Origin of the sequence: Palleronia sp. LCG004, assembly GCF_032931615.1 — a bacterium.
GTDB lineage: Bacteria > Pseudomonadota > Alphaproteobacteria > Rhodobacterales > Rhodobacteraceae > Palleronia.
The window spans coordinates 2,911,375-2,928,630 of record NZ_CP136759.1 but is presented as its reverse complement, the minus strand read 5'-3'; the positions used below and the strand labels follow the sequence as shown (position 1 = coordinate 2,928,630).

The 17,256-nt window shown below is 66.8% G+C and carries 20 protein-coding genes; 4 read left to right on the top strand and 16 right to left on the bottom strand.

Annotated elements, in window-relative coordinates; all coding sequences use genetic code 11:
- Positions 1–140 precede the first annotated feature (140 nt).
- From RVY76_RS14310 to fliL, 5 genes are read right to left on the bottom strand one after another with little or no spacing between them, the layout of a single operon-like run.
- Positions 141–2,171: a hypothetical protein gene (locus RVY76_RS14310; RefSeq protein WP_317374878.1), complete on the bottom strand. Its 2,031-nt coding sequence runs from the start codon at positions 2,169–2,171 to the stop codon at positions 141–143.
- Positions 2,168–3,031 carry a flagellar motor stator protein MotA gene (gene motA / locus RVY76_RS14305; protein ID WP_317374876.1) on the bottom strand — a complete coding sequence of 288 codons (864 nt, stop codon included), beginning with the start codon at positions 3,029–3,031 and terminating at the stop codon, positions 2,168–2,170. The genes RVY76_RS14310 and motA overlap by 4 nt, the downstream gene beginning before the upstream one ends.
- A 29-nt stretch (positions 3,032–3,060) precedes the next feature.
- Positions 3,061–3,663, bottom strand: coding sequence for a MotE family protein (locus RVY76_RS14300; protein ID WP_317374875.1), 603 nt, complete (start codon positions 3,661–3,663; stop codon positions 3,061–3,063).
- Positions 3,663–4,193, bottom strand: a complete 531-nt coding sequence (locus RVY76_RS14295; protein ID WP_317374873.1) for a hypothetical protein — start codon at positions 4,191–4,193, stop codon at positions 3,663–3,665. The genes RVY76_RS14300 and RVY76_RS14295 overlap by 1 nt, the downstream gene beginning before the upstream one ends.
- Before the next feature lie 11 nt (positions 4,194–4,204).
- Positions 4,205–4,702, bottom strand: coding sequence for a flagellar basal body-associated FliL family protein (gene fliL, locus RVY76_RS14290; RefSeq protein ID WP_317374872.1), 498 nt, complete (start codon positions 4,700–4,702; stop codon positions 4,205–4,207).
- A 130-nt stretch (positions 4,703–4,832) separates the two neighbouring features.
- Between fliL and fliF the strand changes: the two genes are divergently transcribed.
- From fliF to fliP, 4 genes are read left to right on the top strand one after another with little or no spacing between them, the layout of a single operon-like run.
- Positions 4,833–6,425 carry a flagellar basal-body MS-ring/collar protein FliF gene (gene fliF, locus RVY76_RS14285; protein ID WP_317374870.1) on the top strand — a complete coding sequence of 531 codons (1,593 nt, stop codon included), beginning with the start codon at positions 4,833–4,835 and terminating at the stop codon, positions 6,423–6,425.
- Positions 6,425–7,021, top strand: coding sequence for a hypothetical protein (locus tag RVY76_RS14280; RefSeq protein ID WP_317374868.1), 597 nt, complete (start codon positions 6,425–6,427; stop codon positions 7,019–7,021). The genes fliF and RVY76_RS14280 overlap by 1 nt, the downstream gene beginning before the upstream one ends.
- Positions 7,014–7,319: a FliM/FliN family flagellar motor switch protein gene (locus RVY76_RS14275; protein ID WP_317374867.1), complete on the top strand. Its 306-nt coding sequence runs from the start codon at positions 7,014–7,016 to the stop codon at positions 7,317–7,319. The genes RVY76_RS14280 and RVY76_RS14275 overlap by 8 nt, the downstream gene beginning before the upstream one ends.
- 3 nt (positions 7,320–7,322) lie before the next feature.
- Positions 7,323–8,054: a flagellar type III secretion system pore protein FliP gene (gene fliP, locus RVY76_RS14270; RefSeq protein WP_317374865.1), complete on the top strand. Its 732-nt coding sequence runs from the start codon at positions 7,323–7,325 to the stop codon at positions 8,052–8,054.
- A gap of 62 nt (positions 8,055–8,116) precedes the next feature.
- Here fliP and RVY76_RS14265 read toward each other — a convergent pair whose 3' ends face one another.
- From RVY76_RS14265 to bchL, 11 genes are all read right to left on the bottom strand, one after another.
- A complete protein-coding gene (locus tag RVY76_RS14265; protein ID WP_317374863.1) occupies positions 8,117–8,572 on the bottom strand; it encodes a cytochrome C in 456 nt (151 codons plus the stop codon).
- 85 nt (positions 8,573–8,657) lie between these two features.
- Positions 8,658–9,869, bottom strand: a complete 1,212-nt coding sequence (hemA, locus tag RVY76_RS14260) for a 5-aminolevulinate synthase (RefSeq protein WP_317374862.1) — start codon at positions 9,867–9,869, stop codon at positions 8,658–8,660.
- Complete coding sequence (gene puhE / locus RVY76_RS14255) at positions 9,859–10,659, bottom strand: putative photosynthetic complex assembly protein PuhE (protein ID WP_317374860.1); 801 nt, start codon at positions 10,657–10,659, stop codon at positions 9,859–9,861. Before puhE ends, hemA begins: the two co-directional genes overlap by 11 nt.
- A 58-nt stretch (positions 10,660–10,717) precedes the next feature.
- Complete coding sequence (gene acsF / locus RVY76_RS14250; protein WP_317374859.1) at positions 10,718–11,845, bottom strand: magnesium-protoporphyrin IX monomethyl ester (oxidative) cyclase; 1,128 nt, start codon at positions 11,843–11,845, stop codon at positions 10,718–10,720.
- Positions 11,842–12,138 (bottom strand): hypothetical protein, encoded by a 297-nt coding sequence (locus RVY76_RS14245; RefSeq protein ID WP_317374857.1) that lies wholly within the window; start codon positions 12,136–12,138, stop codon positions 11,842–11,844. Before RVY76_RS14245 ends, acsF begins: the two co-directional genes overlap by 4 nt.
- A 7-nt stretch (positions 12,139–12,145) precedes the next feature.
- Positions 12,146–12,631, bottom strand: coding sequence for a photosynthetic complex assembly protein PuhC (gene puhC / locus RVY76_RS14240; protein WP_317374856.1), 486 nt, complete (start codon positions 12,629–12,631; stop codon positions 12,146–12,148).
- A gap of 10 nt (positions 12,632–12,641) precedes the next feature.
- Positions 12,642–13,277 (bottom strand): photosynthetic complex putative assembly protein PuhB, encoded by a 636-nt coding sequence (puhB, locus tag RVY76_RS14235; RefSeq protein ID WP_317374854.1) that lies wholly within the window; start codon positions 13,275–13,277, stop codon positions 12,642–12,644.
- Between the two features lie 28 nt (positions 13,278–13,305).
- Positions 13,306–14,061 (bottom strand): photosynthetic reaction center subunit H, encoded by a 756-nt coding sequence (gene puhA / locus RVY76_RS14230; protein WP_317374853.1) that lies wholly within the window; start codon positions 14,059–14,061, stop codon positions 13,306–13,308.
- Between the two features lie 12 nt (positions 14,062–14,073).
- Positions 14,074–15,501: a PucC family protein gene (locus tag RVY76_RS14225; RefSeq protein ID WP_317374852.1), complete on the bottom strand. Its 1,428-nt coding sequence runs from the start codon at positions 15,499–15,501 to the stop codon at positions 14,074–14,076.
- The gene (gene bchM, locus RVY76_RS14220; RefSeq protein ID WP_317374850.1) at positions 15,498–16,178 is read right to left on the bottom strand and encodes a magnesium protoporphyrin IX methyltransferase; all 681 of its coding nucleotides are present in this window, start codon (positions 16,176–16,178) and stop codon (positions 15,498–15,500) included. The genes RVY76_RS14225 and bchM overlap by 4 nt, the downstream gene beginning before the upstream one ends.
- 76 nt (positions 16,179–16,254) lie before the next feature.
- Positions 16,255–17,175, bottom strand: a complete 921-nt coding sequence (gene bchL / locus RVY76_RS14215) for a ferredoxin:protochlorophyllide reductase (ATP-dependent) iron-sulfur ATP-binding protein (RefSeq protein WP_317374848.1) — start codon at positions 17,173–17,175, stop codon at positions 16,255–16,257.
- Positions 17,176–17,256: the final 81 nt, after the last annotated feature.

Genomic DNA, 17,256 nt, shown 5'->3' with positions numbered 1-17,256 from the left:
GTCCCGCAATGGAGGGGCGGCGTTCGCCATGACTGGCGGCTCGGGTCGCGATCACGCGCATGTCAGCTCCTTCTGAAGCCAGGTTCACGTGCGCCTTTGCTATCCTCCGGGCCTTACCAAATCGTTGCCGCGCGTCCGATTCACTGCGCCAGGATCGCGTTGAGCTCGTCGCGCAGTTGGGAGGTCTGCGTCAGCAGGTCCTCCGCCTGCGACAGCTCCGGGTTCGACCGGATGGGCCGGACCGGCACGTCGGGCGCGGGTGGCGTGTCGCCCTCTGCCATCTCGACGACGGGGTCCTCCTCCTCGGTCAGCCGAACCAGAACCGCCTCCGCATCGGGTCCGTCGAGCCCGGCCAGATAGGACCGGGCCACGTCGTCCTTGCCCGCATCGACGGCGATCTCGGCGCGCACGATGCGCTCCTCCCGCGTCGGGATGCTCTCGGAGGCGTCGATCACCGTCTCGGCCTGCTTCCACAGGCTCTCGGCCCGCAGCCTTTCCGCGATGGCGAGCCTCAGCTCCGGGTCCGCGATCGGACGTTCGGCGAAAGGCACCATCAGGCGCAGGAACTCCGCGTCGCTCTCGGTCGCGAGGATCCGCGCGAAAAGATCATGTTCGATCTCGTCGAAGGGCCCGCGGGAGATTCGCTTCAGCCTGTCGATCTCGCCGAAGGCCTCCACGATGGCCGGACGCGCCGCGATCGCACGCAGAACCGCGCGCTCAAGCTCGGCACGCGCCGGATCGGCGGTCTCGAAGCTCAGGGCAAGCGCCTGGTCCGCCGTCTCGGCGGGCACCCTCTCGCCCCTGTCGGTCATGGCCGTCAGAAGGAACGTCATCGCCTCGGCGGCGCGTGGCAGTCGCTCTTCCACGACCGTGGCGAGCTCCGTCTCGCCCTCGCCGCTGCTCCCGCCCTCGATCCGTGCCGCGACGAACGCGTCCTCGGCTCCGGTGACGGCGGGCTCCCGACGATAGGCGTTGCGGATCGTGCGCGCATCCTCTGTCAGACCCATGTCGAGGAACCGCTCGGCCAGTCGCGGGCCCACATAGGTTCGCAACGTCGTCGGCAGGTCGAGATAGCGACGGATCAGCACGCTCGGATCGTCGGGTCGCGGCGACTCGCGGTCGAGGAATGCGAGGATCGCGGCGTTGCTGTCGCAATTCAGTTGCGACGCGAGTGCCGGGCTGCCGAGCCCGTTATCCATGTTCCGCGCGATCTCCGTCAGGATCTCTCGATCAGGCGTGTTCTCGGGGCTGTCGGCCAGAAGCGCGCGCGCCTCTGCACCGAACGTCAGGTAGAGATAGCTCTTCGCCATCTCGGCATAGACCTCGCCCTGCCGGCGGCCCGTCTCGCCGAACAGCTCGGGCCTCAGGGCGCGGAGCTTGCCGAAGGGATCGACCGGATCGCCCCAGGCCGCAAAGTCGAACTTCGCGGCCGGAAGACAGGCGGTATCCGTAATCGGTCGCGGTCCGCCCGACCCGTCGCGGTCGACCTGTGTCTCCACGCGCATGTTGGGATAGAGCCCGTCGGGCAGGAACGTCACTGGCAGTCGAACCTCCTCCTCGGCGACGATGACGTCCTCCTCCATGTCGGGCAGTTCGACCGGCTCGGACACCGTGACGAGGTTCTGCGCGGCACCGCGGGCCAGCTGTTCGGTCATCGTGCGTCGCGCCTGGGCGAGGATGTCCTGCTCCGCGCGCGCCTCCAGCGAGGGATCGAGCGCTCGGCTGAGCGGTCCGGGAAGGATCACCGGCGGATCGGGCAGGCGCAGCGGATCGTCGGGAAACAGCGCAGCCATATCCACCTCCACCGGCGCACCCTCGACAGGGTCGACGATGTCGAGCACGAAGGCCCCGCTGCCCGTCTCGAAGCTGTCGATTTGGCAGGCACAGTTGAGCTCGACGAGCAGGTCTCCCTCGCCCGCCGCCTCGATCGTGCCGACGCGGGCACGGGCGATCGGGCGATAGACATTCGCGAGATCGTAGCGCGCCGTCCCGGGGCCCGAGATCCTGACGGTTCCGCCTTCGCGGTCGATGGACCAATCCATCCCCTGCGGGGCATTCAGCACGACGCGGGTGAACCCGTCATGCTCGCCCGTGCGGACAAGCACAGATTGCGCCTCGGCAGAACCGGCGATGGTCAGGACGCCAAGGCATATGGCGACGCGGATGATCATGCCGCGCGCGCTCCCTTCAGCGCTTCCTCGAGGTCGTTGAACCGGGGGCGATAATGGTGCGGCGTGTTCTGCCGTCCGACCTCGATGCAGATATTGGGGCTGTGGTTGTGCAGGTTGGCAACCAGGACCTCGCGGATGAGCTGGTAGAAATGCCCGTCCTCCTCGGCCACCGTCTTGAGCTTGGCAGCGAAAGGTCCGACGAAGCCATAGGCAAGGAACACGCCCAGAAACGTCCCGACCAGCGCGCCGCCGATGAGCTTGCCCAGAACCTCGGGCGGCTGGTCGATCGAGCCCATCGTCTTGATGACGCCCAGAACGGCCGCGACGATGCCGAGTGCCGGAAGGCCGTCGGCGACGGTCTGCAACGCGTGACTCGGATGCATGGAGTGATGGAAATGCGCGTCCAGCCGCTTCTCCAGCACTTCCTCGACCTGATGGGGGTCGTCGTAGTTCATCGAGGCCGATCGCAGCGTGTCGCAGATCATCTCGACCGCCTCGTGATCACCCTTGATCTTGGGGTAGCGGGCGAAGATCGCCGATTCCTCGGGGTTCTCGATATGCGTCTCGAGCTCGAGCGGGGCCGATTTCGCCAGGCGGATCAGCTCGAACAGCAGGCAGAGCAGGTCGCGGTAATCGTCGCTCCGCCATTTCGGGCCCTTGAAGACGCGGCCGATCCCCTTGAACGTCTGCTTCATCGAGGCGGTGTCGTTCGACAGGATGAACGCACCCGCCGCGGCCCCCCCGATCATCATCATCTCGAACGGGAGGGACTTGAGGATGATCCCCATCTTGCCGCCCGCGGCCAGATAGCCGCCGAAGACCATCCCAAGCACGACGACGATACCAATGATTCCGATCATTTCTTGATTTCCTGCAATGGCTTGGTGGGTCAGTCTTGACTGCCGGTCGCCGCGTTGCGGCCGGCGATCATCACGCTGATCGTATAGGCGGTCTGCGGGTCGAGCCCTGCCATGACCTGGGCGGCGGATTCGGGACGCATGCGCCCCAGGAACCCGGCGGCGAAGGCCGGCTCCATCTCGGTGAAGACGCGTGCCGCTTCCGCTGGCTTCATCGTCTCGTAGACCGTGGTGAGCCGGGAAAGGTCGGTCTCCGTCGCCTGGTTGGCGAGCTTCAGAAGCTCCGACAGCTTGGTTTCCGCGGCTTCGAGCTCGCCCATCTGCGCGCGGATCCGCTCCTCGACGCCGTCGAGCTGGGCCTCGCGCTCAACGAGACGGGCCTCGCGCGCGTCGAGCTGCGCCTCGCGGTCCTTGAGCGCGGTGAGAATTACGGACACCTCGTCGTCGTTCGACGGCGCGGTCTCGGGGGTCGAGGTCGCGGCGGAGAGCGCGATCGCGCCGAATTCCCGCACGAGCACGCCCCCGGTTCCGTCACCGAGCCGCACGAGCCCCGAGGCCATCAGAAGCCCCGCAAGAAGCGGCAGGGTGCCGATCCCGGCACGACGGATGCGTCTGGCGATCTTGAAACGTGCCATCAGAGGGCCTCGCGCGGCGTACGGCCAAGGGAAAAGAAGGATTGGACCCGCGGCGCCGCCTGCAAGGCGGGCTTCGCCGCGGGGGCGGGCTCGACCACCGGTTCCGGCTCGGGCTCCGGTGCGACGGACGCGACGGGCTGGGCTGCGGGCTCAGGGGCCAAAGCAGGGGCAGGTGCCGCGGCCTGTTCAGGGGTCTGACTCGGCTCGAACGCCGGAGCGGCAGCAGGAGGGGCTTCGGGCACCGCATCTGTAAGGTCGTGCAACGAGGCCACATGCAGTTCGAGCTTGCGGGAAACCCCCTCGGCGCGGGCAGTCAGCTCGCGCAGTTCCTCGCCGGACGAGGCGGAGGCCTTCTGCGCCCGCTCGAGGGCGCGCGTCAGGTCGTCGACCTGAGCCGACAGGACAGCGACGGCCCCGCCCACGCCCTTTTCCAGATCGGTGAAGCGCGTCAGGCGCCGCGACAGCACGAAGCAGTAGAAGGCAACGCCGAGCGCACCCGAAATCAGCAAGATATCGGCGATAACATCCATTCTGGATCTCCTCAGCTCAATACGAATTCCATGACCAGCAGGTCACGCACCCGACCATCGCCCACGACGAGCTGGATCCGGCGCAGAAGCTGCGCGCGCAGATGCAGCAGCGCCTCGGGCTGGCGCAGTTCGGACGGTTCGACCGCCCGCAGATACGAGTTCATCACATCGACGACGCGCGGCTTCATCGCCTCGACCGCCGCCTGTTCGCCATCGGCCACCTCGAGCTCCCCGCGGAACCGCAGATGCTTCGATCCCGCTCCGGGCGGCAGCGACACGGTCATCGGGTCGAGCGGCAGGAACGCCACCTGCGGCAGCGGTTCGAAGGTCGATTCGCTTTCCGCGTGCTCCTCGCCATGCGAATCGCCGTGGCCGAGGATCATGCCGGATTGCACGGCGTAGAATCCCCCTCCACCTGCGATCGCGGCAAGGGCGAGACCGATGACCAGCCCCTTCTTTCCGGACTTCTTCGGCGCTTCTGCGCCCTGGCTCTTTTCTTCGTCAGCCATCGCACGACCTTCCTGTGCAATCTTCGTGATTGACGGCAGATAACCTTACTTTGACTAACCGATTGTTAAGTCCGACCGATCAGATTGAGCCTCGAGACGGGCAGAAGCCCGGAGTGACAGGAGGTCGGTCTTGCAGCAGGTTCTTTCGATCTGGTCGAACCTTTCGATCCAGAAGCGCGTCGTCGCCGGGCTCGCTGCCGTCGCGATGATCGTCGCGGTCTTCGGCGTCGTTCGCCTGGCGACGCAACCCGGCATGTCCCTGCTCTATGCGGATCTCGAAAGCGGTGCCGCGGGCGAGATCGTCTCGGCGCTCGAGGCACGCGGCGCGACCTACGAGATCCGCGGCAACTCGATCTTCGTCGAAAGCACGGCCCGCGACGAGCTGCGCCTGACCCTCGCCGGCGAAGGCCTCCCCGCCAGCGCCTCGCAGGGCTACGAGCTCCTCGACGGGATGAGCGGCTTCGGCACGACCAGCCAGATGTTCGACGCCGCCTACTGGCGCGCGAAGGAGGGTGAGCTCGCCCGCACCATCGTCGCGAGCCCCCGCATCCAGAGCGCCCGCGTCCATATCGCCAACCCCGTCGCCAAGCCGTTCCAGCGCGACGCGAAGCCGACCGCCTCGGTCACCATCACTCCCACACAGGGCAGCATCGGAACCTCGCAGGCGCGTGCGATCCGCTACCTCGTGGCGTCGGCCGTCAGCGGCCTCTCGCCCGACGACGTGTCGGTCATCGACGCCAACGAGGGCGTCATCCTTGCGGGATCCGAGGCCGAAACGCCGACGGGCGACACCGCCAACCGGGCCGCCGCCCTCAAGCGCAACGTCGAGCGCCTGCTCGAGGCGCGCGTGGGCTACGGTAACGCGATCGTCGAGGTGAACGTCGAGACCGTGACCGAGCGCGAGCAGATCACCGAACGCCGCATCGACCCCGAAAGCCGCATCGCGATCAGCCAGGAAACGACCGAGAGCACCAGCAACGAAACCGGCACCTCCGACGACGTCACGGTCGCAAGCAACCTTCCCAACGGCGATGCCGGAGCCGGTGGCAACCAGTCGCAATCGAACCTTTCCGAGACGCGCAACCGCACCAATTACGAGGTGTCCGAAATCCAGCGCGAAGTGCTGCGCAGCCCCGGCGCGATCGACCGGATCACGACTGCGGTGCTGGTCGATGGGCTCTTCACGCCCGGCGATACCGGCGATCCAGTCTGGCAGCCGCGCCCGCCCGAGGAAATGGCCGCCCTGCGCGAGCTCATCTCCGCAGCCGTCGGCTTCAACGAGGAGCGGGGCGATTCGCTGTCGCTGCAATCCATGCAGTTCGAAGCTATCCCGGTCGAGGGCTCCGAGCCCGGAAGTGCCTTCGGATCGAACCTCAACATCGACGCGATGCGCTTGGCGCAGCTCGGCATCCTCGCGGTCATCACGCTGCTCATCGGGGTCTTCGTCCTGCGCCCGATCCTGACGCAGCGCGCCGACGGCCAGCGCGCCGGTTTGCCGCCCCCCGCCCCCGAAGAGACGCCCGGCGTCCTGACGGGCGAGATCGACCCCGACGACACGCCCTACGCCGCCGATCGGATGCGCGCGATCTCGGCCCCCGACGATGACGAAAGCCCGACAGGTTCCGCCGTCGAACGTCTGCGCAACCTCATCGACGCGCGTCAGGACGAATCGCTGCAGATCCTTCGCAGCTGGATGGAAGAAGAAGAAGAGGAGAAGGCCTGATGGGTCGTGCCGTACATTTCGAGGATTTCGACACCGCGTTCGTCTTCGAACCCGAGATCGTCGAGCTGAAACCGGATCACAATCCCGACCGGGCCGCAATCTTCGACGAGGGCTATGCCGCCGGTTGGGATGCCGCCCAGAAGGCGCAGGCCGAGGCCGGAGAGCAGGCCCGACAGGCCGTCCGCTCGCATCTGCAGGACCTGTCCTTCACCTTCCACGAGGCGCGCGCCCACGTGATGCGCTCGCTGCACCCCATGCTTCTCACGGCGATGGGGCTCGCGGTTCCCGCGGCACTGCGCGCGACCCTCGGCCAGAGGCTCGCCGACGAGATCGCCGACATGGCCCGCGACGAGGCGGACATGCCTGTCGAGTTCACCGTCTCGCCGCTCGACGCCGCGACGTTGGCCGAAGCGCTTGAGGGCCTCACGGCCCTGCCCGCCACGATCCGCGAGGATGCCGGGCTCTCCGAGGGCCAGATCCATCTGCGTCTCGGGGCATCTGCGCGCGAGATCGACCTTCACGCAGTAGAGCGCCGGATCGACGACGCGCTCCGCGCTCTCGACGCAATCAACCAGGAACAGATCGCCAATGGATGACCCGACCCAAACCGCCGAGCCGCAATCCCTGTCGCAGGACAGCGCTCAGCATCCCTTCGCCCAGGTCCCGGTCGAGATCACGATCTCGGTCGGCAAGGCCCGCACGCGCCTGAGCGAGCTGCTCAAGATGGGTCGCGACGCGATCCTGCCGCTCGATTCGCAGGTCGACGACCCGGTGGAGCTCTATATGGGCGACCGGCTGATCGCGCGCGGCGAATTGCAGGAGCTCGAGGGCAGCCAGTCGGGCCAGCTCGCCGTGCGTCTGACCGAAGTCGCCGATCTCAAGACCGGGCTCTGATCCATGCGCCACGTCGTGGCCTTCCTGTGCCTTGCGGCCTTAACCATGTTTCTCGCCTCCTCGCCCGCTCTGGCGCAGGAGGTGCAGATCGATTTCGGCGACGGGTCTCTCGCCGGCCGCTCGGTCCAGCTTCTGGTCCTGATCACGCTTCTGAGCCTCGTTCCGGGGCTCGCGATCATGATCACCTGCTTCCCGTTCATCGTCACGGTCCTGTCGATCCTGCGGCAGGGCATCGGGCTTCAGCAGTCGCCGCCCAACATGCTGATCGTGACGCTCGCGCTCTTCCTCACCTATTTCGTGATGGAGCCTGTCTTCCTCGAGGCGTGGGACAACGGCGTAACCCCCCTCGTCGAGGGGACGCTCACCGTCGAGGAGGCGCTTCCCCGGGCGCTCGACCCCTTCCGGGAGTTCATGGCGGCCCGCATCGACCCGCGCACCTACGAGGCGCTCAGCACCCTTCGCCCCGAGGATTCGGTGGACCTGACGCCACAATCACCGCTGTCGATGATGGTGCCGTCCTTCCTGCTGAGCGAGATCGAGCGCGCCTTCCAGATCGGCTTCCTCATCTTCCTGCCGTTCCTCATCATCGACCTCGTCGTGGCCGCCGTGCTCATGTCGATGGGGATGATGATGGTGCCGCCGGCAATCGTGTCGCTGCCCTTCAAGCTCGCCTTCTTCGCGGTCGCCGATGGCTGGACGCTGATCTCGACCGCGCTGGTGACAAGCTACTTCTGAAAACGAAACGGACCGCGCCATCGCGCGGCCCGTCGCATTCGGTCCGGCCCGTCAGGGGCGGATCAGTTTACGCCGTCTTCCTCGGGACCGATATCGGCAAGAAACGCAGCCAGGTTCACGGCGTCCTCCTCGTCGCGCACGCGATAGGTCATATTGCCCCGCGCACGTGGATCGTCGAGATATTCCTTCAGGAAGCCGCTGGGATCCTGGACGTAGGCGACGAAGTTCTCCTCGTCCCAGACGAGCCCCTGCTCACCTGCCTCGACCATGCTGTTGCCATAGCGGAACCCTTCGACCGACCCGGCCTGGCGACCGATCACGCCATAGAGGTTCGGACCCTGCCGACCGTTGCGCCCGGCAAGCGTCTCGCCCTCGTCGTTCGTCACGACATGGCATGTGGCACACTGGTTGAACGCGCCTTCCCCGGCGGCGGGGTCGCCCGACATCTCGTGATCCTGAGCCAGGGCCTGCGCGCCGCAGACGATCGAGGCCGTGAAAAGGTAGATGGATGCTCTCATGTCTCTCTCCCTTGACTTTGCGGATCAATCCCGCAAGCCGACCAGATCATCCTAGCGCCTTCCGGATATCGAGCAAGCGTCACGCTCAGGCGACCTGCCGCGACAGGGCGCACTGGCTCCAGAGCGAATTGAGCGCCCGCACGAGATGGTCGATATCCGCGTCGCTGTGCAGCGGACCGGGAGTGAGGCGCAGCCGCTCCGTCCCCTTCGGGACGGTGGGATAGTTGATCGGCTGCACGTAAACGCCCCAGTCGCGCATCAGCACGTCGCTGATCATGCGGCACTTCACCGGATCGCCGATCATCACCGGGATGATGTGGCTGGGGTTCGGAAGATGCGGGATTCCCAGCGCGTCGAGCTTGGCCCGCAGCCGCGCAACCTGCCGCTTCTGCGCGTCGCGCTCGGTCCGGCTCTGCTTGAGATGGGCAATCGAGACACGTGCCGCCGCCGCGACGGCAGGCGGCAGCGCGGTGGTGAAGATGAACCCGCTCGAGAACGAGCGAAGGAAATCGCACAGCGCAGTCGATCCGGTCACATATCCGCCAAAACAGCCGAACGCCTTGCCGAGCGTGCCCTCGATCAGGTCGATCCGGTGCATGAGGCCCTCACGCTCGGCCACGCCGCCGCCGCGCGGCCCGTACATGCCCACCGCGTGAACCTCGTCGAGATAGGTCATCGCACCGTGTTTCTCCGCGACCTCGACGATCTCGGCCATGGGGGCGATGTCGCCATCCATCGAATAGACGCTCTCGAAGGCCACGATCTTGGGCCGGTCGCCGCAGGCCCCGAGCTTGCGATCGAGATCCTCGGGGTCGTTGTGCTTCCAGATCACCTTGTCGGCGCGCGAATGACGGATCCCCTCGATCATCGAGGCATGGTTGAGTGCGTCCGACAGGATCACCGCGTTAGGGATTCGCGCGCCCAGCGTGCCGAGGGCGGCCCAGTTCGAAACGTATCCCGACGAGAAGAGCAGCGCCCCCTCCTTGCCGTGCAGATCGGCAAGCTCCGCCTCGAGCCCGATATGGTGATGCGCGGTGCCCGAGATGTTGCGCGTGCCCCCGGCCCCCGTTCCGCAGGCCTGCGCCGTCTCGACCATCGCCGCCACGACGTCCGGATGCTGTCCCATCCCGAGATAGTCGTTGGAGCACCAGACCGTGACCTCGCGCGCGCCATCGGAGCCGTGATTGGTGACCTTCGGAAATTCCCCGCAGCGCCGTTCGAGATCGGCGAAGATGCGATAATTGCCCTCGTCCTTGAGTGCGTCGATCTGGGACTGGAAGAGGGCATCAAAATCCATGGGGTGTCTCGCTTTGCGGCATGTCGTCCTTGGGGGTGGGGGCGGGCAGCATCCAGCGCCACAGCTTCGCATCGGGAAGCGGCAGCACCATCAGCCAATGTTCGAGAAGGGCCAGCCCCGTGAGGGTCGCGAGCAGCGCAAAGCGCATCTCGCCGGTAAAGACCAGGCGTTCGATCCAGCAGAAGACGGCGAGCGTCAGGACCAGAATCGATAGCGGAAAGAGCCAGCTCACCGGACCCTGCCGGAAATAGCTCGGCAGATGAGAGAGCGGGTTCGGCAGGAACTCGGTATTGATGCGCGGCACGCCCAGAAAGATGTTCAGCTTGGCCGAGATGCGCGCGAGGAACAGGATCGCGTAGGTCCAGAAGGCGAGCGTGTTCTCCGCCCCGAGCGTCAGCGCGGCCAGCACGATCAGCCCGGCGGCCAGCATGATCTCGTGCCAGGCGACGGCGCGCCAGGCGGCGCGGAACCTCTGCGCCTCGCTCAGACAGAAGGGCAGCGGCCCGCGGGCGGGCCCCGTCACAACGCCCGTGAGAAAGGCAAGCTCGATCCAGCCCCAGACGGCCAGCGCCGACAGGAACCCGCCGAACAGCGCGGCCTGCCCCCCCGCATCCCGCGTCAGCGCGGCGAGGGCGATCCCGCCCACGAGGAGCGGCAGGCCCAGGATCGCGAGGCGGAGATGCGCCTGCGGACCCTGTCCGTCCGCCCGCCTGACCGCCCAGAGGATCGCCCCGGTGGAAAACCACCAGACGAAGAGCGCGAGAAGCGCGGCGATCCACGGATTGGTCAAGTCGTCCTCCTCCTCGTCTCGTGACGCGGGGGTCATGTCCCCCGCATGTCCGCCCGTGTCAGTAGGCGGGCTCCATCCGCACGTCGCGGGGCACGTCGTTCTTCTTCACCGGCAGCGTGTAGAGGCTCGCGAAGGCCAGCGCCGCGGCGGCACCTGCCCGCGCACGGCCCAACGCGCCAGCGACGCCGCCCTTGCGCTTGGCCGCATCCATCGCGATCGCCGCACGATTCATCCGCTCGCAGCCACGGCGGAAGCGTGGATGCTCGATGTCGAGCTCGACCGGAAAGACCTGCCGCGCGATGGCGTTTGTCTTGCGGAAGACCTCCATGTCGTACCAGTCGATATCGACGCCCAGCGCTTCGTGGAATTTCGGCCGCGCATGGTCGCGCACCCACATCGTCGAATAGACCGCCGCCAGGAAGAACCGGATCCAGAGTCGGTTGCGCAGCGAATGGGTCAGCTTCGGATCGGTCCGCATCAAGAGCGCGAAGGCCTCTCCGTGGCTGAACTCGTCGTTGCACCATTCGCGGAACCACTTGAAGATCGGGTGGAACCGCTTGTCCGGGTTCGCCTCGAGATGGCGATAGATCGTGATATAGCGGGCGTAGCCGATCTTCTCCGACAGGTAGGTCGCGTAATAGATGAACTTGGGCCGGAAGAACGTGTACTTCTTCTCGCGCGTCAGAAAGCCGAGATTCACCGCCACGCCCGCCTCACGCAGCGCGTCGTTGATGAAGCCCGCATGCCGCGCCTCGTCCCGGCTCATGTAGCTGAAGAGCTGGCAGATATCGGGATTGTTGCCGCGCCGCTTCATCTCCTTGTAGAGCACGCAACCCGAGAACTCGGCGGTGCAGGACGACACGAGGAAATCGAGGAACTCGTCCTTCAGTTCGGGGTCCATCCCCTCCCAGTCGATCTCGTCCCATTCCTCGGTCTTGCGGAAATGGCCCTTGTTCGGGTCGCTCTTCATCTGCGCGAGCAGCGCGTCCCATTCGCTGCGCACCGGGCTCACGTCGACGCGGTCGAGCTCGTCGAAATCGGTGGTGTAGAAGCGCGGCGTCAGCAGCGTGTTCTGCATCGCCAGGTCGGTCGCGGCCTGGCTGTCGAAGCGCGACTGCTCCTGCTGGATGGCGAGCCCCTCCTCGACGGTCGCGGCGTCGGCGGTATGTGTCGCGTGTGCGTTCATGCCTTCCTCTCCTCCGAGAACGAGAACTCGCAGAGTTCCATGAATTCCAGATCGCCCGTCAGTTTCGTCCAGAGCCTCTCGAGCGTCGAGGCGCGGGTGATCGTGGCCATCCTGGCCTCGCGCACCTCCTCGCCGAACGGGGCCATCACCGGCGCGCCATGGACGAGCACCGTGTCGCCCGGCCCGATCACCGCCCCGTTGTCGAGCCGGACATGCGCGCTCAGCTCCTCGAAGCGATGCACGATCTCGACGGTGCAGGGCGCGGTCTCGGTATGTCGCGTCAGAAGTCCCATCACGTCCTCATTCGTCGAAAAGCGCGTGCCAGTAGCGCGTGTTGCCGGCCCCGAAGGAGGTGAGCTCCGTGCTCCACCCCGTCGCCGGATCGGACAGCACCACGCGTCCGTTGGCAAGCCGCGAGAGCGTCACGGGCGGATTGCCCGCAATGTCATGGACGACCCGTTTGCGCTGCAGCGCGTCGTTCACCACCGCGATGAAGGCCCCGTTATCGGTATCGAGCAGGACCTCTCCGTCCGGCGCGATCGCGCTTACCGCCACGCCGTCCCCGTCGAGCACGAAAGTCAGGCTGTCGAGGACCTCCGCCTCCGCCGGCTGCCCCGACGGCGTCCGGTCCGTGACCGAGGCATAGCTGGCGAGTCCCAGCGACACGAGCGCGAGCGTCACCATCCCGATGAGCGCGCCCTTCGGAATCATTTCCCGGTCGCGGCGCTCCATCTCGCGGCGTTCCGCGTCGTAGTAGAGCCCGCCCTCGATCCGCTTGACCGCCATCCTGGCCTCCCTATTCCGCCGCGACGGCCATCGGCCGCGGGCTGATTTCCGGCTGACACATCCGCGTCTCGACCGCGTCGGCCAGAATGCGCGCCGCCGCATCCGCGTCGGGGATGCAACGCAGCGCAGGCTGCACCTTCTTCATATGCCACGGGCGGATATGCGGCCAGAGGACGAAGTAACTCAGCCGCGTCTCCCCCGCCGTCGTAAGGGCGATCGTGCCGGTTCCGCCGGGAGCAGGACCCAGATCGGCACTCGCGATCCGAGAGAACGGCAGGTTCAGCGTCAGCGTCAGCGCCGCGCCCACCCGCATCGCGATCCGGTGCGTCGTGATCGTGTAGAGCGTGGCCCGTGCCTGAACCAGCGCGACGAGATACACGATGCCGCAGGCGACGACCCCCAGCAGCAGGAACGGAATGGCGAGCGGCAGCGCCCCCGCCAGCCCCATGCTCCCCGCCGAGGCCGCGACCCGTGCGACGGCGAGCAGCACGAAATATCCCGCGATCCAGCCGAGCCCCATCGAGGACCGCGCGAGCGCGAGGGTCTGCGGCCTGCCCTGCCAGAGGATCTCCTCGCCCCGGGGCAACGTCTCCGGCAGGCCCGGAACGGGCTCGAACGCGAAGTCGGGATCGTCGTCATGTGCCATGGTCAGGCCTCCTCGCCGTCTGTCTGCCTCACTCGTAGAGCGTGCCGCCCCCGAAGAAGGTCATGATCTTCTCTTCCTCGAGACAGCTGATCTGGCCCGGCGTCCGGATGTCGGGGATCTGCGCCATGCGGTTCGAGTTCAGCGTCTTGATGTCGACCCAACGCGGCTTCACCTTGACGAGAAAGATCGGCATAAGCTTCGTGCCGCCGCCGTATTCCGGCTCCAGCTCGAATTCGAGATAGCGGATCATGTGCTCGACCTCGTCGATCCAGATCTCGGTGACGGTGCCCACGACCTTGTCGTCCTTGCACACGACCGGCAATCCGCGCGGATCGCGTCCGGCGCTGACGAAGAACCCCTCGTGAAGGCTCATCGGCTGGATCTTGGGCCGCCCGGCACCGTTCAGCTCGGGATGGTCGCGCCGCGGCACCCACGAGGCCGGCCCGACCCCGTCGAGCATCGGATCGCCCGTCGGTTTGTGCGGAAAACCCTCGCCCACCGCCGTGCGCGCCATGGCCAGGTTCTCGCGGCGGTGCTGCATCTCGTTCTCGGCCGAGGGGACGACGACCTTGCCCTGTCCGTGGGGCAGGGAAATGGTCTTGGGCGACGGCACCGGGAACGGCCCCTGGTTCGGAGCGATATCGCCATCCTCGGTCTCAAGCGGATAGCCTTCGCGCATGTTCTCGGTCTGCAGGTAGTAGATCAGCAGCGCGAAGAACCCCCAGAAGAGCCAGATCGAAAGACTCGCGAGATCGAAATTTCCGAAAAACGTGACACCGACCATGATGTCCTCCTCTCAGGTTGGAAAATCGGCGAGGCCGATCTTGCCACCGCCGGATCCGGGCGGGACGGGATTGACGAAGGATAGACGCACCAGCGGCCCCAGGACCACGAGCGTGACGAAGAGAAGCGCGATCTCGACATGATAGACCGTCGTGTAGCCGAGCGCGGGGGAGGTCAGCACCTGACCGAGCGCCCCCGACATCGCCAGATGCGAGACGACGTCGCGGATCGCGCCGCCCATGGCGATCGACAGGCCAGCGGCACTCGCCTGCGCGGCACCCCAGGCTCCGAGGGCGAGGCCCCGCCCCGCCACGCCGCGTGCGGGCAATGTCATCGCGGCCGTCAGCGTCGCCACGGAAAAAAGCCCGCCGCCGAGCCCGATGCCGAAGGCCCCGCCGTAGAAGAGCACGTCTGATCCCATCGGTGCCGCAAAGATCACGGCCGAAAAGGCGGCGATTCCGAACAGGATGCCGCGCGCGGCCATGCGGAACGGGTCGAGGCCGCGACCGAGCCACCGCGCGGCAAGACCGAAGCCCAGAAGCGCGCCCGCCGCCCAGAGCGCCGAGAGCCACGTCGTGGCCGAGACGCTCAGCCCCATGATCTCGCCGCCATAGGGCTCGAGCAGCACGTCCTGCATGTTGAAGGCGAGCGTTCCGACAAAGACCACGGCCAGCAGCCGCCCCGCATCGCCACCGCTCGCGAAATCGGACCAGGCATCGCGGAATTGCGGCCGCGGCGCGGCCCGTTCGTCCGCGCTCATCACCCGGACATGCTCCTGCTTCCAGAGCGCGATGACGTTCAGGACCAGCGTGGCGAGCGCCGCCCCCTGCACCACCCGGATGAGCGCGAGCGGCGTGAAATCCGACAGCAGCCATCCGAAAACGACCGCGCTCACACCCATGCCCACGAGGAACATCACATAGAGCAGCGCCACGACCCGCGGCCGCGTCTCGTCCGTCGCCCGGTCGCTCGCGAGCGCGAGGCCCGCCGTCTGCGTCATGTGGAGCCCGAGGCCCGTCATCAGAAAGGCCAGCGCGGCCAGGACCTCGCCCGCGAAGGGCACATCGTGAACCGTGTCGCCGCCCAGCACCAGCAACGCGAAAGGCATGAGCGCGAGCCCACCCATCTGCCAGAGCGATCCGAACCAGAGATAGGGGATCCGCTTCCAGCCGATCGCACTGCGATGCGTGTCCGACCGGAACCCGAGCAGCGCACGGAAGGGCGCGATCAGCACCGGCAGCGCGATCATCGCGGCGACCAGCGTGGCGGCCAGCGACAGCTCGACGATCATCACCCGGTTGAGCGTGCCCAGAAGCATCACGCTCGCCATCCCGACGCTCACCTGAAAGAGCGACAGCCGCAGAAGCTGCCCGAGAGGCAGATCCACGCTCGCCGCGTCGGAGAACGGCAGGAGCCTGAGAGAGATCCGCGCGAGGCTCATGACGAGTATTCCAGGCAGGTCGAAATGTAGAAACCCGAATTGACCCGCTCGATCTCCGACAGATTGCCGAGCGCACCGGCCCGGCGCGCGGCCCTCGCAAGCGCCTCGGTGCGCTGCGGCACCATCACCGGCGAGCGGTCGGAGCGCGGGAAAAGCCGCCCCGCCCCCCACATCGCCATCAGCATCGTCGTGCGCGGCGGGACGGTCAGCACGATCCGGCCCCGCACCCGCGCGCCCAGCGCGGCGAGCGCCGATCCGATCTCGGCCGCGTCGTAATAGATGAGGCTGTCCATCGCGACCACGTGGTCGAAATCCCCGAGCGCGGGGTCGAGCATGTCGCCCGCCCGGAACGTCACGTTACCCTGCAGATGCGCCGGCAACCGCTCCCGTGCCACCTCGATTAGCGCGGGCGAGATATCGACGGCCATGACGCGGGCCCCCCGCTCGGCCAGTGCGACGCTCATCTGTCCCGCGCCGCAACCCGCGTCGAGCACACGCATTCCGTTCAGATCCTGCGGCAGCCGCGACAGCATCACCGCGCGCATCCGGTCGCGCCCCGCGCGCACGGTCCGGCGGATGCCGCTGACCGGCGCGTCGCTGGTCAGCCGCGCCCAGACATCCGTGGCGGTCCGGTCGAAATAGGTCTCGACCCGCGAACGCGTCGCCTCGTAGCTCATGCCGGGCCCTCCCGGAACGGGCCCACGCCCCGGATCGGGCCCGAGGCACGCCGCGAGAGGAAGGCGGCGGGCCGCATCAATCGAACCCCAAAAGCTCGAAGATCTCGCGATCGGGCAGCGGCGCGGGAGCGAGCGGCTCCGTCCCCGCAAAAAGCCGTTCGGCCAGCCGGATATACTCGGCCCGCGCCAGCACGATATCCTCCTCGTCGGGCATCTCGAACAGCGTCTTCTTCTTCAGCCGCGACCGCCTGATCGCGTCGATATCGGGCATATGCGCGATCCGGTCGAATCCGACCGTCCGGCAATAACGATCGACCTCGTCGGTATCCTTCGAGCGGTTGGCGATGCATCCCGCCAGTCTGACACCGTAATTCTTGGCCTTGGCCTGCACCGCCGCGATGATCCGGTTCATCGCGTAGATGCTGTCGAAATCGTTGGCCGTGACGATCACCGCCCGGTCGGCATGCTGCAGCGGCGCCGCGAAACCGCCGCAGACCACGTCGCCCAGCACGTCGAAGATCACCACATCGGTATCCTCGAGCATGTGGTGCTGCTTCAGAAGCTTGACGGTCTGGCCCACGACATAGCCGCCGCAGCCGGTGCCCGCGGGTGGTCCGCCCGCCTCGACGCATTGCACGCCGCCCCAGCCCTCGGTCACGAAATCCTCGGGGCGCAGCTCCTCGGCGTGGAAATCGACCTCCTTGAGGATGTCGATCACCGTCGGCTGCAGCTTGCCGGTCAGGGTGAAGGTGCTGTCGTGCTTGGGGTCGCAACCGATCTGCAGCACGCGCTTGCCCATCTTGGCGAAGGCGGCCGACAGGTTGCTCGACGTGGTCGACTTGCCGATCCCGCCCTTGCCGTAGACCGAGAAGACCTTGGCCCCCTCGATCGCCAGGTTCATGTCCTGATGGACCTGGACCGATCCTTCTCCGTCCTCTCCCAATCGCGGAACGCCGGCGGCGGCGCGCAGGGTCGAAACCTCGTCTCTGGGGCTCATCGCTGTCCTTCCCGGAGGGCCTGGCCCTCCTTCATCTGTCCCAAAATACTCCGGGGGCGCGGGGGCTGGCCCCCGCTCCTC